General features: G+C 54.7%; 17 protein-coding genes. 10 read left to right on the plus strand and 7 right to left on the minus strand.

Translation table 11 applies throughout. The features are described from left to right. Positions 1-804 precede the first annotated feature (804 nt). On the plus strand, positions 805-1,197 hold the full coding sequence (locus tag ACVKSX_RS14945) for a winged helix-turn-helix domain-containing protein (RefSeq protein ID WP_266094164.1): 393 nt from the start codon (positions 805-807) through the stop codon (positions 1,195-1,197). Between the two features lie 284 nt (positions 1,198-1,481). Here the strand turns inward: ACVKSX_RS14945 and gorA are convergent, their stop codons facing one another. Continuing rightward, the gene (gene gorA, locus ACVKSX_RS14950) at positions 1,482-2,834 is read right to left on the minus strand and encodes a glutathione-disulfide reductase (RefSeq protein ID WP_062759566.1); all 1,353 of its coding nucleotides are present in this window, start codon (positions 2,832-2,834) and stop codon (positions 1,482-1,484) included. A 128-nt stretch (positions 2,835-2,962) separates the two neighbouring features. Between gorA and rnz the strand changes: the two genes are divergently transcribed. Beyond that, complete coding sequence (gene rnz, locus ACVKSX_RS14955) at positions 2,963-3,874, plus strand: ribonuclease Z (RefSeq protein WP_022623987.1); 912 nt, start codon at positions 2,963-2,965, stop codon at positions 3,872-3,874. Here rnz and ACVKSX_RS14960 read toward each other — a convergent pair. After that, entirely contained in the window at positions 3,871-4,689 is an 819-nt protein-coding gene (locus tag ACVKSX_RS14960; RefSeq protein WP_354439496.1) for a CPBP family intramembrane glutamic endopeptidase, read from the minus strand. The genes rnz and ACVKSX_RS14960 overlap by 4 nt on opposite strands. A gap of 60 nt (positions 4,690-4,749) precedes the next feature. Further along, positions 4,750-5,592 carry a 23S rRNA (adenine(2030)-N(6))-methyltransferase RlmJ gene (locus ACVKSX_RS14965; RefSeq protein ID WP_167423579.1) on the minus strand — a complete coding sequence of 281 codons (843 nt, stop codon included), beginning with the start codon at positions 5,590-5,592 and terminating at the stop codon, positions 4,750-4,752. A 112-nt stretch (positions 5,593-5,704) separates the two neighbouring features. Between ACVKSX_RS14965 and ACVKSX_RS14970 the strand changes: the two genes are divergently transcribed. From ACVKSX_RS14970 to rsmJ, 3 genes are all read left to right on the plus strand, one after another. Next, positions 5,705-5,872: a hypothetical protein gene (locus tag ACVKSX_RS14970; RefSeq protein WP_156311573.1), complete on the plus strand. Its 168-nt coding sequence runs from the start codon at positions 5,705-5,707 to the stop codon at positions 5,870-5,872. Positions 5,873-6,022: 150 nt separating this feature from the next. Then, positions 6,023-8,065 (plus strand): oligopeptidase A, encoded by a 2,043-nt coding sequence (gene prlC / locus ACVKSX_RS14975; RefSeq protein ID WP_342606233.1) that lies wholly within the window; start codon positions 6,023-6,025, stop codon positions 8,063-8,065. Between the two features lie 8 nt (positions 8,066-8,073). Then, positions 8,074-8,820 carry a 16S rRNA (guanine(1516)-N(2))-methyltransferase RsmJ gene (rsmJ, locus tag ACVKSX_RS14980; RefSeq protein WP_010253398.1) on the plus strand — a complete coding sequence of 249 codons (747 nt, stop codon included), beginning with the start codon at positions 8,074-8,076 and terminating at the stop codon, positions 8,818-8,820. 50 nt (positions 8,821-8,870) lie between these two features. Here rsmJ and uspA read toward each other — a convergent pair whose 3' ends face one another. Further along, entirely contained in the window at positions 8,871-9,308 is a 438-nt protein-coding gene (gene uspA / locus ACVKSX_RS14985; RefSeq protein ID WP_010253396.1) for a universal stress protein UspA, read from the minus strand. A gap of 416 nt (positions 9,309-9,724) precedes the next feature. On the opposite strand from uspA, the gene uspB reads away from it, so the two are divergent. Continuing rightward, the gene (gene uspB / locus ACVKSX_RS14990; protein ID WP_010253393.1) at positions 9,725-10,060 is read left to right on the plus strand and encodes a universal stress protein UspB; all 336 of its coding nucleotides are present in this window, start codon (positions 9,725-9,727) and stop codon (positions 10,058-10,060) included. A 37-nt stretch (positions 10,061-10,097) separates the two neighbouring features. On the opposite strand, the gene pitA is transcribed toward uspB, so the two are convergent. Further along, on the minus strand, positions 10,098-11,600 hold the full coding sequence (pitA, locus tag ACVKSX_RS14995; RefSeq protein WP_010253391.1) for an inorganic phosphate transporter PitA: 1,503 nt from the start codon (positions 11,598-11,600) through the stop codon (positions 10,098-10,100). Between the two features lie 243 nt (positions 11,601-11,843). Between pitA and ACVKSX_RS15000 the strand changes: the two genes are divergently transcribed. Beyond that, on the plus strand, positions 11,844-13,028 hold the full coding sequence (locus ACVKSX_RS15000; protein ID WP_010671506.1) for a BaiN/RdsA family NAD(P)/FAD-dependent oxidoreductase: 1,185 nt from the start codon (positions 11,844-11,846) through the stop codon (positions 13,026-13,028). Positions 13,029-13,033: 5 nt separating this feature from the next. On the opposite strand, the gene ACVKSX_RS15005 is transcribed toward ACVKSX_RS15000, so the two are convergent. Then, positions 13,034-14,020 carry an aldo/keto reductase gene (locus ACVKSX_RS15005; RefSeq protein ID WP_010253389.1) on the minus strand — a complete coding sequence of 329 codons (987 nt, stop codon included), beginning with the start codon at positions 14,018-14,020 and terminating at the stop codon, positions 13,034-13,036. Between the two features lie 292 nt (positions 14,021-14,312). Here ACVKSX_RS15005 and ACVKSX_RS15010 point away from each other — a divergent pair, with 292 nt between their 5' ends. Next, positions 14,313-14,510 (plus strand): hypothetical protein, encoded by a 198-nt coding sequence (locus tag ACVKSX_RS15010; protein WP_010253388.1) that lies wholly within the window; start codon positions 14,313-14,315, stop codon positions 14,508-14,510. Between the two features lies 1 nt (position 14,511). Next, the gene (locus ACVKSX_RS15015) at positions 14,512-15,339 is read left to right on the plus strand and encodes a hypothetical protein (protein ID WP_010253387.1); all 828 of its coding nucleotides are present in this window, start codon (positions 14,512-14,514) and stop codon (positions 15,337-15,339) included. Positions 15,340-15,397: 58 nt separating this feature from the next. On the opposite strand, the gene ACVKSX_RS15020 is transcribed toward ACVKSX_RS15015, so the two are convergent. After that, the gene (locus tag ACVKSX_RS15020) at positions 15,398-16,417 is read right to left on the minus strand and encodes a LacI family DNA-binding transcriptional regulator (protein ID WP_033773085.1); all 1,020 of its coding nucleotides are present in this window, start codon (positions 16,415-16,417) and stop codon (positions 15,398-15,400) included. Between the two features lie 228 nt (positions 16,418-16,645). Between ACVKSX_RS15020 and ACVKSX_RS15025 the strand changes: the two genes are divergently transcribed. Then, entirely contained in the window at positions 16,646-17,323 is a 678-nt protein-coding gene (locus ACVKSX_RS15025; RefSeq protein ID WP_354439414.1) for an SDR family oxidoreductase, read from the plus strand. Positions 17,324-17,338 lie beyond the last annotated feature (15 nt).

The following is a 17,338-nucleotide window of genomic DNA, read 5'->3' on the forward strand; positions in this document are numbered from 1 at the left end:
AGTAGGGTACAAAATAGCTAAATAAGGACGCTTTAATAATTATCTTAATAAACAAACGGATCTGATTAATTCCCGGGCAAAGAACATTCCTATCTCATATCTTTTGCTTCTGTTTTTCCGCCATTACTTTGCTTTTTCCATCGATATATTGCCAGTTGATACAGATCAAAAATTGGCCAGAAATATCAGGTCTTATGGATTATAAAAAAACTAATGAAAGCGTTGAAGCGGGCGTGTTCGGATGACGCAATCGTCTTTCAATCCAAAGCGATTCTTCTTTTAAGCTTTATTTTGGCTGATTCTGCTACAGATGGTCGTAATAAAAACCGTAAGTTTTGAACTAAAATAAAAATCCCACTTTATTGTCTTCATTAACGTTAGATGATTTCATAACGGCTACGCATAAGATGAGGCAAATCAGACAGCAATCCATCCTGGTCAGTTTATCGGTGGTTTCTGATTTAACTAAGAAATATTTAAGTTTTCTTGCCGGCGATGATAAGCAACAACATCTTATTGCACTCTGTCGGATGAGTATTAAGGTCAGTCTGCTTCTCCGCCAGAACAGACTTATTTATTATTACTTTTTATTAACGATGTGGCGAGGTGGATAGCCAGGATTTTAACACACAACAAAGGGTTATATGCATGACGATCATCGAGGCATCGCTATTACAGACCAGGAACAATGGAAAGACGTGGCCAGGGCTGATTAAAAAGTGATGTACAAATAATGAAGGGATGTTTTTTAAATACCTGAATAAAAGTTATTATCTTGTTTTCATCATTGTTCTGGAGAATATCATGCTACCGGGTAATGAAGTAAATTTTATTGGCTATCTTATTGAAGAGAACGTGGTTTATTTACACAAGACAAAGCGACTAATTTGTCTGAATGGGTATGGTGAAGATATCATCCTGAGAAAAACCATGTCGCACGTATTAGAGTATCTTTTTGAAAATGCCACTATTGATGTTGTCACGGATTCGGAACTTATGGAGAACGTCTGGGATAAACATGGACTGAGTTCTTCTACGCAGCGGGTCTGGCAGGTTATGTCTAATTTAAAGTCGAAGCTCTTTTTTCTGGGTTTAAGTGATGATGTGATCCTGAGAGTTTCGAAGAAAGGCTATCTCCTCAAAAGCGACAGCGTGGAGAGGTTATTTAGCAGTCGTATCACTTCAAACATTCATTAAGCACAGCGATAAATTCACTAACGATAATCCTGTGGAAATGGACGCCGCGCCTGTGAATATAATCGGTAGTCATTAAATAATTTCATATATAAATGGATTTAATTACTGTCGGTTCGGTTTTTTCGCTGTTAATCAGCCTGGCTCTTGCTGGGTGTTGATAATATGAAGAGAAACGCAGGTTTTACATTTCGCGTCAGCGGGCGCATTAATTTTCGTTGAGCGAAGTTGCAGGAAAAAACTGGCCCTGATGACCAGTTTTTCCCAATAGTATTTTGTTCGGGGAATTAACGCATCGTCACGAACTCTTCGGAGGCGGTCGGATGGATCGCCACGGTGTTATCGAAGTCCTTTTTAGTGGCACCCATTTTCAGCGCCACAGCGAAGCCCTGCAGCATCTCATCCATGCCGAATCCGATACCGTGAATGCCGACAATCTTCTCATCTGCACCCACACAGACCAGCTTCATGCGACACGGCTGACGATGCTGGGTTACCGCAGTGTACATGGCGGTAAATGACGATTTATAAACCTTCACCTGGTCGTCGCCATACTGTTCCCGTGCCTGCGGCTCGGTCAGTCCCACGGTACCAATCGGCGGATGACTGAACACCACCGTCGGAATATTGCTGTAATCCAGATGCTCGTCCGGTTTGTTGTTAAACAGACGCTCAGAGAGACGACGGCCCGCCGCGACCGCAACCGGCGTCAGCTCAACCGCACCGGTGTTGTCGCCCACGGCGTAGATGCCTGACACATTGGTGTTCTGGAATTTATCGACTTTGATATAGCCTTTGTCGTCCAGCGCGACGCCAGCGGCGTCAATATTCAGGGCATCGTTGGCGGGCTCACGGCCAATCGCCCAGACCAGGCAATCCACGGTATATTCGCTGCCGTTTTCCAGCTGCAGCGTCAGACTGCCATCGCCGTTTTTAATCACAGCTTTTGGAATAGATTCGGTGTGCAGCGCCGGGCCTTCGCTGTTCATCACTTCGACCAGCGTTTCGGTAAGCAGCGGATCGAAGCTGCGCAGCGGCGCGTGTTTACGGACGAACAGATGCGTTTCCGATCCCAGCGCGTTAACCACGCCAGCCAGCTCAACCGCAATGTAGCCTGCGCCGATGACCGCAGTGCGTTTTGGCAGCGCGTCCAGCTCAAAGAAACCGTCGGAATCAATGCCGTACTCTGCACCCGGGATAGAAGGGTGGACCGGACGACCGCCGGTGGCGATCAGAATATGGTTAGCCGTGATAATCTCGCCGTTGACTTCAACACTGTGCGCATCGACAAAGCGGGCAAAGCCTTTGATCACTTCAACTTTGTTTTTACCCAGCACGTTGTCATAGGAGTTGTGGATGCGATCGATGTAGGCGCTGCGGTTTTTCACCAGTGTGGCCCAGTCGAAGCGATTCACGGTGGTGTCGAAGCCATAATCCGGTCCGTAGAGATGGATCGCTTCGGCGATTTGCGCGGCATGCCACATGATTTTCTTCGGCACGCAGCCCACGTTCACGCAGGTGCCGCCCAGCTCTTTCGCTTCAATCAGGGCACATTTCTGGCCATACATAGCCGCACGGTTAATTGAGGCGATGCCGCCACTGCCGCCGCCAATGGCGAGATAGTCGAAATGTCGGGTCATTGAAGTATCCATCCGGTTGCATAAAAAATTGGGGTTGAGTGTAACGCTGCGGGTCGAAATGACGCAAAGTTTGCGCCTATGATTGTAATAGGGTTCTGTTTTTTCACTCGCTTACAGGGAAGCATACCATGCACCTTACTTTTCTCGGCACCGGCGGCGGTGCTCCCAGCCTGCAACGTAACGTCACGTCTATTGCTTTTACCCGCGCGCTGAGTGGTGAAACCTGGCTGTTCGACTGCGGGGAAGGCACACAATTACAGTTTATGCGCTCCAGCCTCAAACCGGGCAAGCTGGATAAGATTTTTATCACCCATCTGCATGGCGATCATATTTTCGGGCTGCCGGGATTACTCACCAGCCGGTCAATGGCCGGGCTGACCACACCGATGACGGTCTATGGCCCCAGGGGATTAAAAACCTTTGTTGAGACGGCGCTGTCGATCAGCGGCTCCTACACCGACTACCCGCTGACCATTGTTGAGATTGAGGCGGGCTGGACGCTGGACGACGGTGAGTTTCGTATCAGCGCCTGGCCGCTGAGCCATCCGGTGGAGTGTTTTGGCTATCGCATTGAACAGCATGATAAACCCGGCCTGCTGGATGCCGCGCGGCTGAAAGCGGAAGGTGTGCCACGCGGCCCGTGGTTTCAGCAGCTGAAGCAGGGTGAATGCGTGACGCTGGAAGATGGGCGGGTAATCAACGGTGCTGACTATCTTGGCCCCGCGACACCCGGCAAAACGCTGGCCATCTTTGGCGATACGGCACCTACTGAGGTCGCGCTGCAACTGGCGGCCAATGTTGATGTGATGGTGCATGAAACCACGCTGGAGGCCGCGATGGTGGAAAAAGCCAACGGGCGCGGGCACTCCACCACACTGCAGGCCGCCGAAGTGGCAAAACGCGCCGGGGCAAAACGGCTGATCGCCACCCATTTCAGTTCACGCTATCTGGCAAAAGACATGAACCGCCTGCTGGCGGAGTGCCAGACGATTTTTCCCTGCACCGAGCTGGCCTGGGATCTGGCGGTTTTTAACCTCTAATGATGCAGTGCGGGATAAGTGAAAAACAGCAGATGGGTCAGGTTAAGGCCAAAGTGCAGGGCGGTCGCCAGCCATAAGCGGCCGCTCCAGTGCCACGCCAGCCCATATAACAGCCCGGCCAGGGTGGCGAAGATCACCAGCAACAGGCCGCCGCTCAGATGCACCAGACCAAACAGCAGCGCGCTCAGTAACAGCGCAGAGATGCCGCCTACTACCTGCTTTAATCGCTGCTGCAGATAGCCACGAAACAGGGCCTCTTCCGCCAGCGAAACAAAGAACAGGTTGGCGAGCATAAATGGGCCCAGCCAGTCCGGTGTATGTCGCTCAAACGCTAATCCGCCCAGTAATAGCGCGGAGTACAGCAGCAGCGGAATGGCAGCGATCAGCGCCAGTGCGGCGGGTAGTCGATAGCGTGGTGGCGTGGCAGGCGCGCGAAACAGCGTCGGCAGGCAGGCCAGCAGTACAAAAGGAATAAGCGCTTTATCGAAGTTAAACCCGAAGCTGAAAGGCACGCTGCGCGGTCCGGCCTGCACATCCTCTGCCTTAAGGGGATTATTAAAGCCTGGAAAAAGATGGAGGAGCAACCCGATGGCGATCAGCACCAGCAGCGCTTCGGTCCCTATTTGTCGTCGATGATGGTCACGGTCATAAATACAGAGTGCCACCACAGCGGCGGTGCCGGTAAACAGCAGCAGCGCCGGCCACGCTAATACGTCCTGATAAAAACCCAGCAGTGTGGCGAGCGCCAGTAATAATAATGCCAGCCGTCGGGCCGGTTGCAGCGCGGCCAGCGCGCCAGCCAGTATGATCCACATGGTAAAGACCTGATACAACGCCGCAGCACCGGTAGTGAGCGGCGTAGAAGACAAAGAGAGTTATTCGGGTACGATCTGGTTAACCGCGTAGTGGCCGGTACCCGTCGGAACCAGTTTCTGGTGCAGCCAAGGCAGCAGGGTATTCATCTGCTGGGCCAGTTTCCACGGCGGGTTAATCACGATCATGCCGGAGGCGGTCATGCCGCGCTGATCGCTGTCCGGACGGGCCGCCAGTTCGATCTGCAGAATATTGCGAATGCCGGTCGCTTCCAGGTCGCGCAGCATATGTTTGATCTGCTGGCGTAAAACCACCGGATACCACAACGCAAAGACGCCGGTGCCAAAACGTTTATGGCCTTCCTGAATCCCTTTCACCACTGCCTGGTAGTCGCTTTTCATCTCATACGGCGGATCGATCAGCACCAGACCGCGACGTGACGGCGGTGGCAGTTTCGATTTTAACTGCTGATAACCGTCGGCACGATCGACGCGGGCGCGGTCATCTTTGCTGAATTCGTTACGCAGCAGCGGATAGTCGCTGGAGTGCAGCTCAGTGAGTTGCAGTTTGTCATCTTCACGCAGCAGATGGCGGGCAATTAGCGGCGAGCCGGGATAATAACGCAACGTCCCGTTACGGTTTAATGCACGAATCGCATCAAAATAGGGTTGCAGCAATTCCGGCGCATCGGGCTGCTGCCAGATACGTGAGATGCCTTCCAGATATTCACCGGTACGCTCGGCGTGCTCGCCGCTGAGCTGATAGCGACCTGCGCCCGCATGGGTATCCAGGTAGAAAAACGGTTTCTCTTTCTCTTTCAGCGCCGTGATGATCAGGCTCAGAACGGTGTGCTTCAGCACGTCGGCGTGGTTGCCAGCATGGAAGCTATGGCGATAACTCAGCATTGTTTATCCTGTTGAATGTATAAGGTTTTAATTGATGGAAAATCAATTTATACCAATTATTACCTCACGTATTACCCACAGAACGACGCACAGCAACCGACGCAGGAAAAGCATGAGAATCCGCGATTATATCAGGGATGACCTGTTGATGGGCCAGAAGCGTGATAACAAATCGGGATTACCGCGAGCCGCTCAGGGCGGGGCGTGTGGTTCCCGGCACGCAGTCACGGAAAGCGACCGCAAATCCTCCCCGACGCGCCAGCCAGCATTACGTGCATGAGATAAAAGCGTGCATCTTCCGTGCTGCTATTCGCGCGTTTCTTCCCCACCTCATCCTGGCTGCCATTGATTTTCGCTACACTAAGCCGCATGTTACTTAGATTGCGTTGCGCGACCCGCTGCGCCCCATACATCTATAAAGGACTGCGCTATGACCAATCCGCTACTGACATCTTTTACGCTACCCCCTTTTTCTGCCATTAAGCCTGAACATGTGGTGCCTGCCGTGACGGAAGTGCTGAGCCACTGTCGCGCAGAAGTCGAAAAAGTCGTGGCGCAGAGTGCGCCGTATACCTGGGATAATCTGGTTCAGCCGCTGGCGGAAACTGACGATCGCCTGAGCCGTATCTTCTCACCGGTCAGCCACCTTAATGCGGTGAAAAACAGCCCGGAGCTGCGTGAAGCCTATGAGCAGACGCTGCCGCTGCTCTCTGAATACAGCACCTGGGTTGGTCAGCATGAAGGGCTCTATCAGGCGTATCGCAACCTGAAAGAGGGCGATCAGTACGCTGCACTGGATCTGGCGCAGAAGAAAGCGGTCGATAATGCCCTGCGTGATTTCGAACTCTCCGGCATCGGCCTGCCAAAAGATAAACAGCAGCGCTACGGCGAAATCGCCGCGCGCCTCTCTGAGCTGGGCTCGGCTTACAGCAACAATGTGCTCGATGCCACCATGGGCTGGAGCAAGCTGATTACCGATGAAAGCGAGCTGGCCGGTATGCCGGAAAGCGCGCTGGCGGCGGCTAAAGCACAGGCTGAAGCCAAAGAGCAGGAAGGCTGGCTGCTGACGCTGGATATCCCAAGCTATCTGCCGGTCATGACCTACTGCGACAACGCTGCGCTGCGTGAAGAGATGTATCGCGCCTATGCGACGCGCGCCTCCGATCAGGGTCCGAACGCCGGTAAGTGGGATAACGGCCCAATCATGGCGGAAGAGCTGGCGCTGCGTCACGAGCTGGCACAGCTGCTGGGCTTCGACTCCTACGCCGATAAATCGCTGGCGACCAAAATGGCGCAAAGCCCGTCCCAGGTAATCGACTTCCTTAATGACCTGGCGGAACGCGCCCGTCCGCAGGGTGAAAAAGAGCTGGAGCAGCTGCGCGCCTTTGCCCGTAAAGAGCACGGCGTGACCGAGCTTAATCCGTGGGATCTCACCTATTACGGTGAAAAGCAGAAGCAGCATCTCTACACCATCAGCGATGAGCAACTGCGCCCTTATTTCCCGGAAGAGCGTGCGGTCGCCGGTCTGTTTGAAGTGGTGAAACGCATTTACGGCATCACGGCGAAGCAGCGTAACGACGTTGAGGTTTATCATCCTGACGTGAAGTTCTTCGATCTGTTCGATGAAACCGGCGAACTGCGCGGCAGCTTCTATCTCGATCTCTACGCCCGCGAACATAAACGTGGCGGTGCCTGGATGGATGACTGCGTCGGCCAGATGCGTAAAGCCGATGGCAGCCTGCAGAAGCCGGTTGCCTACCTGACCTGTAACTTTAACCGTCCGGTGAAAGGCAAACCTGCGCTGTTCACTCATGACGAAGTGATCACCCTGTTCCATGAGTTTGGTCACGGCCTGCATCACATGCTGACCCGTATCGAAGCGCCTGGCGTCTCCGGTATCAGCGGTGTGCCATGGGATGCAGTCGAACTGCCAAGCCAGTTCATGGAGAACTGGTGCTGGGAACCGGATGCGCTGGCCTTTATCTCGGGCCACTTTGAAACCGGCGAACCGCTGCCGAAAGAGCTGCTGGATAAAATGCTGGCGGCGAAGAACTATCAGGCTGCGCTGTTTATCCTGCGTCAGCTGGAGTTCGGCCTGTTCGATTTCCGTCTGCATACCGAGTTTAATCCGGAGAAAGGCGCACAGATTCTGGAAACCCTGCGCGAAGTGAAAAGCCGCGTAGCAGTGGTTCCGGGTCCGGAATGGGGCCGTTTCCCGCACGCCTTCAGCCACATCTTTGCGGGTGGCTATGCGGCGGGTTACTACAGCTATCTGTGGGCAGACGTGCTGGCGGCGGATGCTTACTCCCGCTTCGAGGAAGAGGGCATCTTCAACCGTGAAACCGGTCAGTCATTCCTGGATAACATCCTGACGCGTGGCGGTTCTGAAGAGCCGATGGAGCTGTTCAAACGCTTCCGTGGCCGTGAACCGAAGCTCGATGCGATGCTGGAACATTACGGCATTCAGGGATAAGTCGGTTCGTGAAAATCTGTTTGCTCGATGAATCAGGCGCCGGAGACGGCGCCTTATCACGTTTAGCGCAGCGCTGGCAGCTGGAGCACGATGAAGACGCACTGCTGGCGCTGGTGCAGACCCCGACGCACCTTGAACTGCGCAAGCGTGATGAGCCAAAGCTGGGCGGCATTTTTGTTGATTTCGTCACTGGCGCGATGGCCCATCGCCGTCGCTTCGGCGGTGGACGCGGCGAAGCCGTCGCCAAAGCGGTCGGCATCAAAGGCGGTTATCTGCCGGATGTGGTCGATGCCACCGCCGGGCTGGGACGAGATGCGTTTGTGCTGGCGGCGCTGGGCTGCCGGGTGCGAATGCTGGAGCGCCATCCTGTTGTCGCTGCGCTGCTGGAAGATGGATTGCAGCGCGGGTATCAGGATGCGGAAATTGGCCCCTGGCTGCGCGATCGTCTGACGCTGATTCATGCGGCCAGCGCGCAGGCGCTGGGAGATATCACGCCGCCGCCGGATGTGGTCTATCTCGATCCGATGTATCCCCATCGCCAGAAAAGTGCGCTGGTGAAAAAGGAGATGCGGGTGTTTCAGTCGCTGGTGGGGCCGGATGAAGATGCTGACGCATTACTGGAACCCGCTCGCCGGCTGGCGAAGAAACGCATCGTGGTTAAACGGCCAGACTACGCCCCGCCGCTGGCGGGTATTGTGACGCAGGCGGCCGTGGTGACCAAAAGCCATCGCTTTGATATTTACCCACCGCTTTAAAGCATAAAAAAGCCGGCTCTGCGCCGGCTTTAATCATTTATACGGCGAAATTACGCCTCGTCTTCATCGCGCAGCGGCACAATCAGCATGTCGATATGCACGGTGTTGATCAGCTGACGGGCTGAGGACATCAGCTTGCTCCAGAAATCCTGATGATGACCACATACTACAAGGTCAACGTCATATTTTCTGATCGCGTCAACCAGTACCTGGCCGAGGTCGCCACTGCCGCTCAGCGTCTCACTGATCGGGTAGCCCGCCGCATCTGACAATCCTTTCAGCGCCGCATGCGTCTCTTCAGAGATACGCTTCTGCATATCCCCTAAGTTGACATCAATCAGGCCGGTGTAGAGGTCGGAGTAATTGACATCAACGTGAATCAGGGAAATTCTGGCATCGTACGGACGAGCCAGCGAGACGGCCTTATCCACCAGCAACTGGCTTTCGGGAGAAAGGTCTACTGCAATCAGGATATGTTTATAAGCCATGATAAAACTCCTTTCACGAGGTTAAGGATGGCATCCGGTGTTCCTGCCGCGTCACAGCTTAGCGAAATCCCTTGCGCGAGCGGGCGATGAGCGCCACCAAAGTGTCTACCTGCATTGCAGGTGATGATGTTGTTATGTCCTCAGTATAGCCTTCTCCCACTGTAAATGCTGCCGTTGCCGCCTGGCTTATGAATAAGATCAAGGCTATGCCAGATTTACTCGCGCTGAACGAAAATCATCGTTGGAAAAAATGTAAAGATTTCTCCTACACTGAAAAAAGGCGGTCCGATTCGCAACCGCTCAGGGGGTCGAAAAACTTTCGCAGTCCGGTGATTCAGTGGCTGGTTATTTCTGCAGGTGGACTCAGTGTCTGACGCTGGGCCTGTTGCTGCGATTCCAGCCGGGAGGGGGAGAATATGATCAGCACTATTGCGCTTTTTTGGGCGCTTTGCGTGGTGTGTATCGTGAATATGGCGCGCTATTTTTCATCTCTGCGCGCTCTGCTGGCGGTATTACGCGGTTGTGATCCGCTGCTGTATCAGTATGTCGATGGGGCGGGTTTTTTCACCTCTCATGGTCAGCCGAGCAAGCAGGTGCGGCTGGTCACTTATATCTGGGCAAAGCGCTATCTTGATCATCACGACGATGAGTTTATCCGGCGCTGCGAGCGGGTGCGTGGGCAGTTTATGCTGACCAGTGCGCTGTGCGGACTGGTGGTCATCAGTCTGGTGGCGCTGGCGATCTGGCATTAAAAAAGGGCGACTTGCGTCGCCCTTTTTTTAGCTGGCATCACACCAGTTTTAAGGCAATCCAGTAGAGCGAACCTGACAGCAGAATACAGACCGGCAGGGTGAAGATCCACGCCATGGCGATGTTCTTGATGGTCCGGCTCTGCAGCCCGCCACCGTCGACCAGCATGGTACCGGCAACCGATGAGGAGAGGATATGCGTGGTGGAGACGGGCATGCCGGTATAGCTGGCGACGCCAATCGACAGCGCTGCTGTCACCTGTGCTGACATTCCCTGCGCATAGGTCATGCCTTTTTTACCAATCTTCTCACCAATGGTGGTGGCAACACGACGCCAGCCAATCATGGTGCCGATGCCCAGCGCCAGCGCGACGGCCACAATAATCCAGATAGGCGCATACTCGATGGTGCCAAGCAGGTCGCTTTTCAGCTTATTGAGGAAGCGTTTGTCATCTGGCGAGGTTTCCTGCAGACGAGCCGCTTTATCGGCGGTATCGGAGATACACAGCAGCAGACGACGCATCTGACCGCGCTGATCAACCGTCAGCTGATCGTAGCTCTGCAGGTTATTCAGCAACACCTGCGCACCCTGTACCGCCTGTAATGCGCGCGCGCTGTCACAGTGGAACTCCTGCGGGCTGGTTGCTGGCACTTCTTCCGGCGTTGGCAGCTTAGGCGGTGCCATCTGGATGATATGGGTCAGCGAGGCGTTATGCTGCTGATAATACTGCTCCAGGTGATTGACCGCATCGCGGGTTCGCGTGATGTCGTAACCGGAGGCATTCATATTCACCACGAAACCGGCAGGTGCCACGCCAATCAGAACCAGCATGATCAGGCCGATCCCTTTCTGACCGTCATTCGCACCGTGGGAGTAACTCACGCCAATTGCCGAAACAATCAGGGCGATACGGGTCCAGAACGGCGGCTTTTTCTTGCCGTCGATCTTCTCACGGTCAGCAGGCGTCATATGAATACGCGCACGCTTTTTGGTATTGCTCCAGTAGCGACGCAGTATAAAGATTAAGCCGCCCGCCATCACCAGACCGACAATCGGCGACAGGATCAGAGAAAGGAAGATGTTCAGCACTTTCGGGATGTTGAGCGCATCAACCACCGAGGTTCCGCTCATCAGGGCGTTGGTCAGACCGATACCGATAATGGCGCCGATCAGCGTATGGGAGCTGGAGGCTGGCAGACCGAGATACCAGGTGCCGAGGTTCCAGATAATCGCCGCCAGCAGCATAGAAAACACCATGGCGAGACCGTGAGCCGATCCAACGTTTAACAACAGATCGGTGGGAAGCATATGAACAATAGCGTAAGCGACACTCAATCCACCGAGCAGCACGCCAAGGAAGTTAAATACACCCGCCATGACCACAGCAAGCTGGGCACGCATGGCACGCGTATAGATGACCGTCGCAACTGCGTTGGCCGTGTCGTGGAAACCGTTGATCGCTTCGTAAAACAATACAAACAGCAGGGCAAGAACCAATAACAGGCTAGTACTGAGGTCTAGACCAGCAAACAGATGTAGCATAAACGTTACGCCATTTTTGGAGGACATGAACGCGGCGCATTATCCGCGACAACGTGCTGTATGGGAAAGGAAAATATAGCGCTAATTTAACCTTTCGATGTAAGGCGTAAGGGTAACTCAGAGAAAAAGGGTTAGATATTAGACAGATACAATATGACACATTTGCGGCATTTTTTTGACGCTGGCGTCTCAGTGAGCAGATCACTACAATCTGCGCCTTTCCAGTTAAGTGAGCGAGTCGTAGTGGAACAGTTTGACGTTATCATCATTGGTGCCGGTGCCGCAGGGCTGTTCTGCGCCGCCCAGGCCGGGCAGCGGGGACGCCGCGTGTTACTGCTGGATAACGGCAAAAAGCCGGGACGTAAAATTCTGATGTCTGGCGGTGGCCGCTGCAACTTCACCAATCTCTACACCGAACCGGCGGCGTATCTGTCGCATAATCCTCATTTCTGTAAATCGGCGCTGGCGCGCTATACCCAGTGGGATTTTATCGATCTGGTTAATCGCCACGGTATCGCCTGGCATGAGAAAACCCTGGGCCAGCTCTTCTGCGACGACTCCGCCCAGCAGATTGTCGATCTGCTGCTGGCCGAATGTGACAAGGGCAATGTCACCCTGCGGCTGCGCAGTGAAGTGCTCAGCGTGGCGCGCGATGAAAGCGGCTATACCCTGCAACTTAACGGCAGCACGGTTCAGGCGGAGAAGCTGGTCATCGCCAGCGGCGGTCTGTCGATGCCAGGCCTGGGCGCCACGCCGTTTGGCTATAAAATAGCGGAGCAGTTCGGGCTGAGCGTCTTTCCGACGCGGGCGGCGCTGGTGCCCTTTACCCTGCACAAGCCGCTGCTGGAGCAGTTGCAGACGCTGTCAGGCGTCGCGCTGGAGACCACTATCGATGCCCAGGATGGCACCCGCTTCAAAGAGGCGATGCTGTTTACCCACCGCGGCCTCTCCGGCCCGGCGGTGTTACAAATCTCCAGCTACTGGCTACCCGGAGAATTCGTCACCATCGATCTGTCGCCTGCCACGCCGCTTGAGGCGTTTCTGACGGCGCAGCGTGAAGCACACCCGAATCTCAGCCTGAAGAACAGCCTGGCGAAAATCCTGCCGAAGCGTCTGGTGGAAGTATTGCAGGCGCTGAAGGTGGTGCCGGATATCACTCTGAAGCAGCTCAACAGCAAACAGCAAACCGAGCTGGCGCAGACGCTGCACGCCTGGCGCATTCAGCCAAACGGTACCGAGGGATATCGAACTGCTGAAGTGACGCTGGGCGGCGTGGATACCACACAGCTCTCCTCGAAAACGATGGAGGCGCGTGCAGTGCCGGGACTTTACTTTATTGGTGAAGTGGCTGATGTCACCGGCTGGCTGGGCGGCTATAACTTCCAGTGGGCGTGGAGTTCCGCCTGGGCCTGCGCCCAGGCGTTGTAAGGCGCTTACCAGCGCTGATGCACGTGAGGCGCGATCTTCTCCTGGTAGATCTGCTTCAGCGCCGCCATCGTATCTGCAGAGAGCGCATCGACATCGCTGGCGCGGGCATTGGCTTCAGCCTGTTCGCGGTTTTTCGCGCCAGGGATCACTACGCTGACATCTTCGTTCATCAGGATCCAGCGCAGGGCAAACATCGCCATGGTGGTGTCGCCAGTGACAAAGCGGCGAATCTCTTCAACCGCCTCCAGCGCCACCTCATAAGGTACGCCGGAAAAGGTCTCGCCTTTATCGAACGCTTCGCCATTACGATTAAAGGTGCGGTGGTCGTCAGCGGCAAACACGCTGTCGGCACGCATTTTGCCGGTCAGCAGGCCCGACGCCAGCGGCACACGGGCGATGATCGCCACATCACGGCGTTTCGCTTCACGCAGCAGCAGTTCAGCCGGACGCTGGCGGAAAATGTTGTAGATCAGCTGAATTGACGAGACGTTTGGAAACTCCAGCGCCTTCAGACCTTCTTCAACTTTCTCAACGGAGACACCGTAGTGACGGATTTTTCCGGCAGCGACCATCTCATCCATCACCGCAAAGACGTCCGGGTTGTAGTAGACCTCGGTCGGCGGGCAATGCAGCTGCACTAAATCCAGCGTGTCGGTTTGCAGGTTCTCGCGTGAACGGTCAATAAAGGCGTTGAGGTTTTCAGCATTGTAACCTTCAGCCACATGTGGCGAGAGGCGACGCCCCAGCTTGGTGGCGACAAACGGACGTTCACCGCCGCGCTGATTCAGCACCTCTGCGATGATTTTTTCGGAACGGCCATCGCCATAGACATCGGCGGTATCAATAAAGGTAATGCCCGCATCCAGCGCAGCATTCAGCGCGGCTTTGGCATCCTCCATGCTCACTTCCCCCCAGGTTCCGCCAATGGCCCATGCGCCAAAGCCAATTTCGGAGACGCGCTGACCGGTACGGCCCAGTGTTCGTAGTTTCATGCAAACATTCCTCGATGCGTTTCAGACAGGGTGACAGAAAGCGGCTAACCAATGAGCTTAGCGCTTCCTGGCAGAGAGGCGATGTGACGTCGTTGCAGACCTGCACGGTAAAAATACGATGCTGCTACGCCATGCTGCTGGTTACGTTGAAGATTTCAGCGGAAAACGGCATGGGCAAGGTGACTACCGCTTCGCTAATTAATTGATTTTAAGAAATTTCACCCGAAATTAAACAGGCGAGAGTGTGGATTCGGTCACATACTTCAATTTTAAGGCCAACAAGTGGATCGCTATGTTTAAATTTGTTAAGTCGGTCTTTGCCAGTCCGGATAAGTTTCTGCAGATCATGACCCGTCAGGATATCAACGACTCGATCGCTGAAGGTGAGCGCATCATTATTGATGAAAACGGCAATATCTCGGTCAACACGCTGAGCGAGGAAGTCCATGAAGATTTTGCCCGCCACGTGAATACGTTAAAGGGAGTGTGAGGTGGGTACCGCAATATTTATGGTGTTGATGGTCAGTGGTTACTGGTACACCAGCCGTGATTTGAACAGCCGCTTTAAAATCCGTCGTTCGTCGGGCTGGGATGTCTATTTCCTGGTCGCGCTTTACGGTTGTATTTTCGTCCTGCAGGGTGTGTTTGCGACCGGTATCATCTGGCTGGTGCTGCTCTGTATCTCCGGCATCGCCAACGCCGTCCAGATGATCCCCGGCGTCCACCTGAAGTGGCAGGTGGAGTTTATGAACTGGAGTTTCCTGGGCATCCAGGCTCCCGTGGTGATCATGCTCACCTTTGCCATTCTTCTCTGCCTTTACCGCTCAAACTGGGCAGGCAGTGCACGACTGAACGTCTCCGGTCGTAAAGACCTCTATCAGCAGCTGTCACGCTCTAATGGTGTGGAGCAACTGTTATTTCAGTGCATGGAAGAGGGCGAACTGGCGTGGATTACAATGAAGTCGCGCCGCATTTACATCGGCATGATTCATGCTTCGACTTTTGAATATGAGAGCACCAAAAATATCGTGCTGATCCCGATGCTGAGCGGATATCGCGACAGCAAGACGCTGAAGCTGGCGGTGGAACATAACTACAGCAAGTGGTACGCCGAGCACGACATCACGCTCGACTCGAAACCCAAAGATGCGATGTCGTTCCGTAAAGTGATCATGGTTGACCAGATTGAGAGTCTGTCGCTGTTCGACCCGGCCAGTGCGGCTGCGCTTTCGATGGGACATCCGCAGGAAGTGGAGAAGAGCCAGGGTAATGACGATGCGGACAGCCCGGACGATAAAAGCCGGGATGCCGCGGGTTAATCGAGCCCAATCTGTTTCCCTTAATGACAGCGCTTCATCAGGGGAAACAGTTTCCACCTCACACCATATTTTCCGCCGTAAACAGCCGAAAGGCCACTTTGCCCGCCTGATAGACATCTGGCTGATAGCCGGTTTCGAGATGACTCAGCATCAGATCAATCGCTAAACGGGCATGCTGCTGAGCATGCTGATCCAGGGTAAAGGCCACTTCATCGTTCAGCAGTAGCTGGCGGGTGACATCATAAAGCTCATGGGTGATGTAGGTGCATTTACCCAGCAGCTGGTGGGCGCGCAGGGTGTCGCTGACATCACTATTCCCCATCCCGGTGTTATAGACCCCTGCAATCGCCTGCGACGGACGCAGATGGCGGGCCAGTTCACTGCGAATGGTTTCCCGCTGATCCTGACCCGACAGCACTTCACGCAGATGACGCTGCGGCGCGCGCTGCTCCATGGCCTCACGAAATCCCGCGATGCGCTGACGATGGGCGCGGTAATCAAAACGGCCACTGACCATCATAATGTCGCCGGGCTGATTCACTGTCTTACTCATCAGCAGTCCGGCTGTGCGTCCCGCCTGATACTGGTCGATACCAACATGACACAAGCGGTCGGCATCGGGCAGATCGGTGACGATGGTGATCACCGGCACATTGCGGCTGCGGCACAGCGCCAGTGCCCGATAGATGGGCGGCGAGTCATGCGCAAAAACAATGATGCCGTCGCGGGTGCTGCTGCGGGCGATAATGCTTTGCGCCAGCTGCTCAGGCTGCGCTTCGGCCACCAGGGTTTTGTGTAGTTTCAGGCGGCGATAGCCAAGCTGACTGGCGACCTCGCTGAAATGGGTGGTGAGCTGTTGAAAAAAGGATGAGCCGTTATTGCTGAGGAACACCTCAATCTGCCACGGATGCTGGTACTCCTCTGGCAGCAGACGCTTCAGCCCCACTTCGCGTGCGGCTTTCAGGACTTTACGGCTGGTCTCCAGGGAGACACCGCCGCGCTCATTCAGCACCCGATCGACCGTCGCAATCCCGACGCCTGCCATTTTTGCCACCACCTCTAAGGTGAGCTTTTTCATTCAGACTCCATGCGAAAATGGCAAATTGACTGCTGCCTGCCAGACTGTTTATCTCTTCTAACCGGTTAAAAGTAAAAGATAAAGCGATTTAATGATGGAAAACCATCAACAGCGCTACGCCGTGGGGTTTTACCTGCAGTGCGGTCGTCTGGCTAAAAAGCACAACTGGCCGCTGCCTGGGCAGATTTACCGTTAAGCTTGTGACGAGACAATCAACGAGGAATGAATATGGCTCAGCAAAAAGAGGTTCTGATTATTGGTGCTTCACGCGGTATCGGTCTCGCGGTGGCACAGGCCTTTGCCGATGAGGGCTGGCAGGTCACGGCCACGCATCGCAGTGGCATCCCGGAACAGGGTAACCGGCCAGACATTCACTGGCATTCGCTGGATATGACCCACTCATCAGCGGTTCAACAGTTTGCCAGCCAGCTCAGTGGCAAGTCGTTCGATGCGATTCTGATTAACGCCGGGATTTCCGGGCCTGCGCACCAGAAAGTGTCGCAGAGTGACGATCAGGCGCTGGCGCAGCTATTCCTGACCAATGCGATCGCCCCGGTTCGCAGCGCAGAGATCCTGTTGCCGCTGCTGAAACAGGAAGGCGTGCTGGCGCTGACCTCATCTCAGCTCGGCAGCCTGAATGAAAATCCGGAGGCGCAGATGCCGATTTACTCGGCCAGCAAAGCCGCACTGAATATGCTGAGCCGCACGCTGACTCCGGCAGTGGAAGCGCAGAGCGGGACGCTGCTGACGCTGCATCCCGGCTGGGTGAAAACGAATATGGGCGGCGAGAGTGCGCCCCTGACGGCAGAAGAGAGTGCCGCCGGTATCGTCCAGCAGCTGATCCAGTGGCGCGGTCGTGGTGGTCATCACTATGTCGATTACGCCGGCCAGCAACTGCAGTGGTAGGCTGAAGCGGGGCGG

The sequence above is a fragment of the Pantoea sp. PvP021 genome (assembly GCF_054056055.1).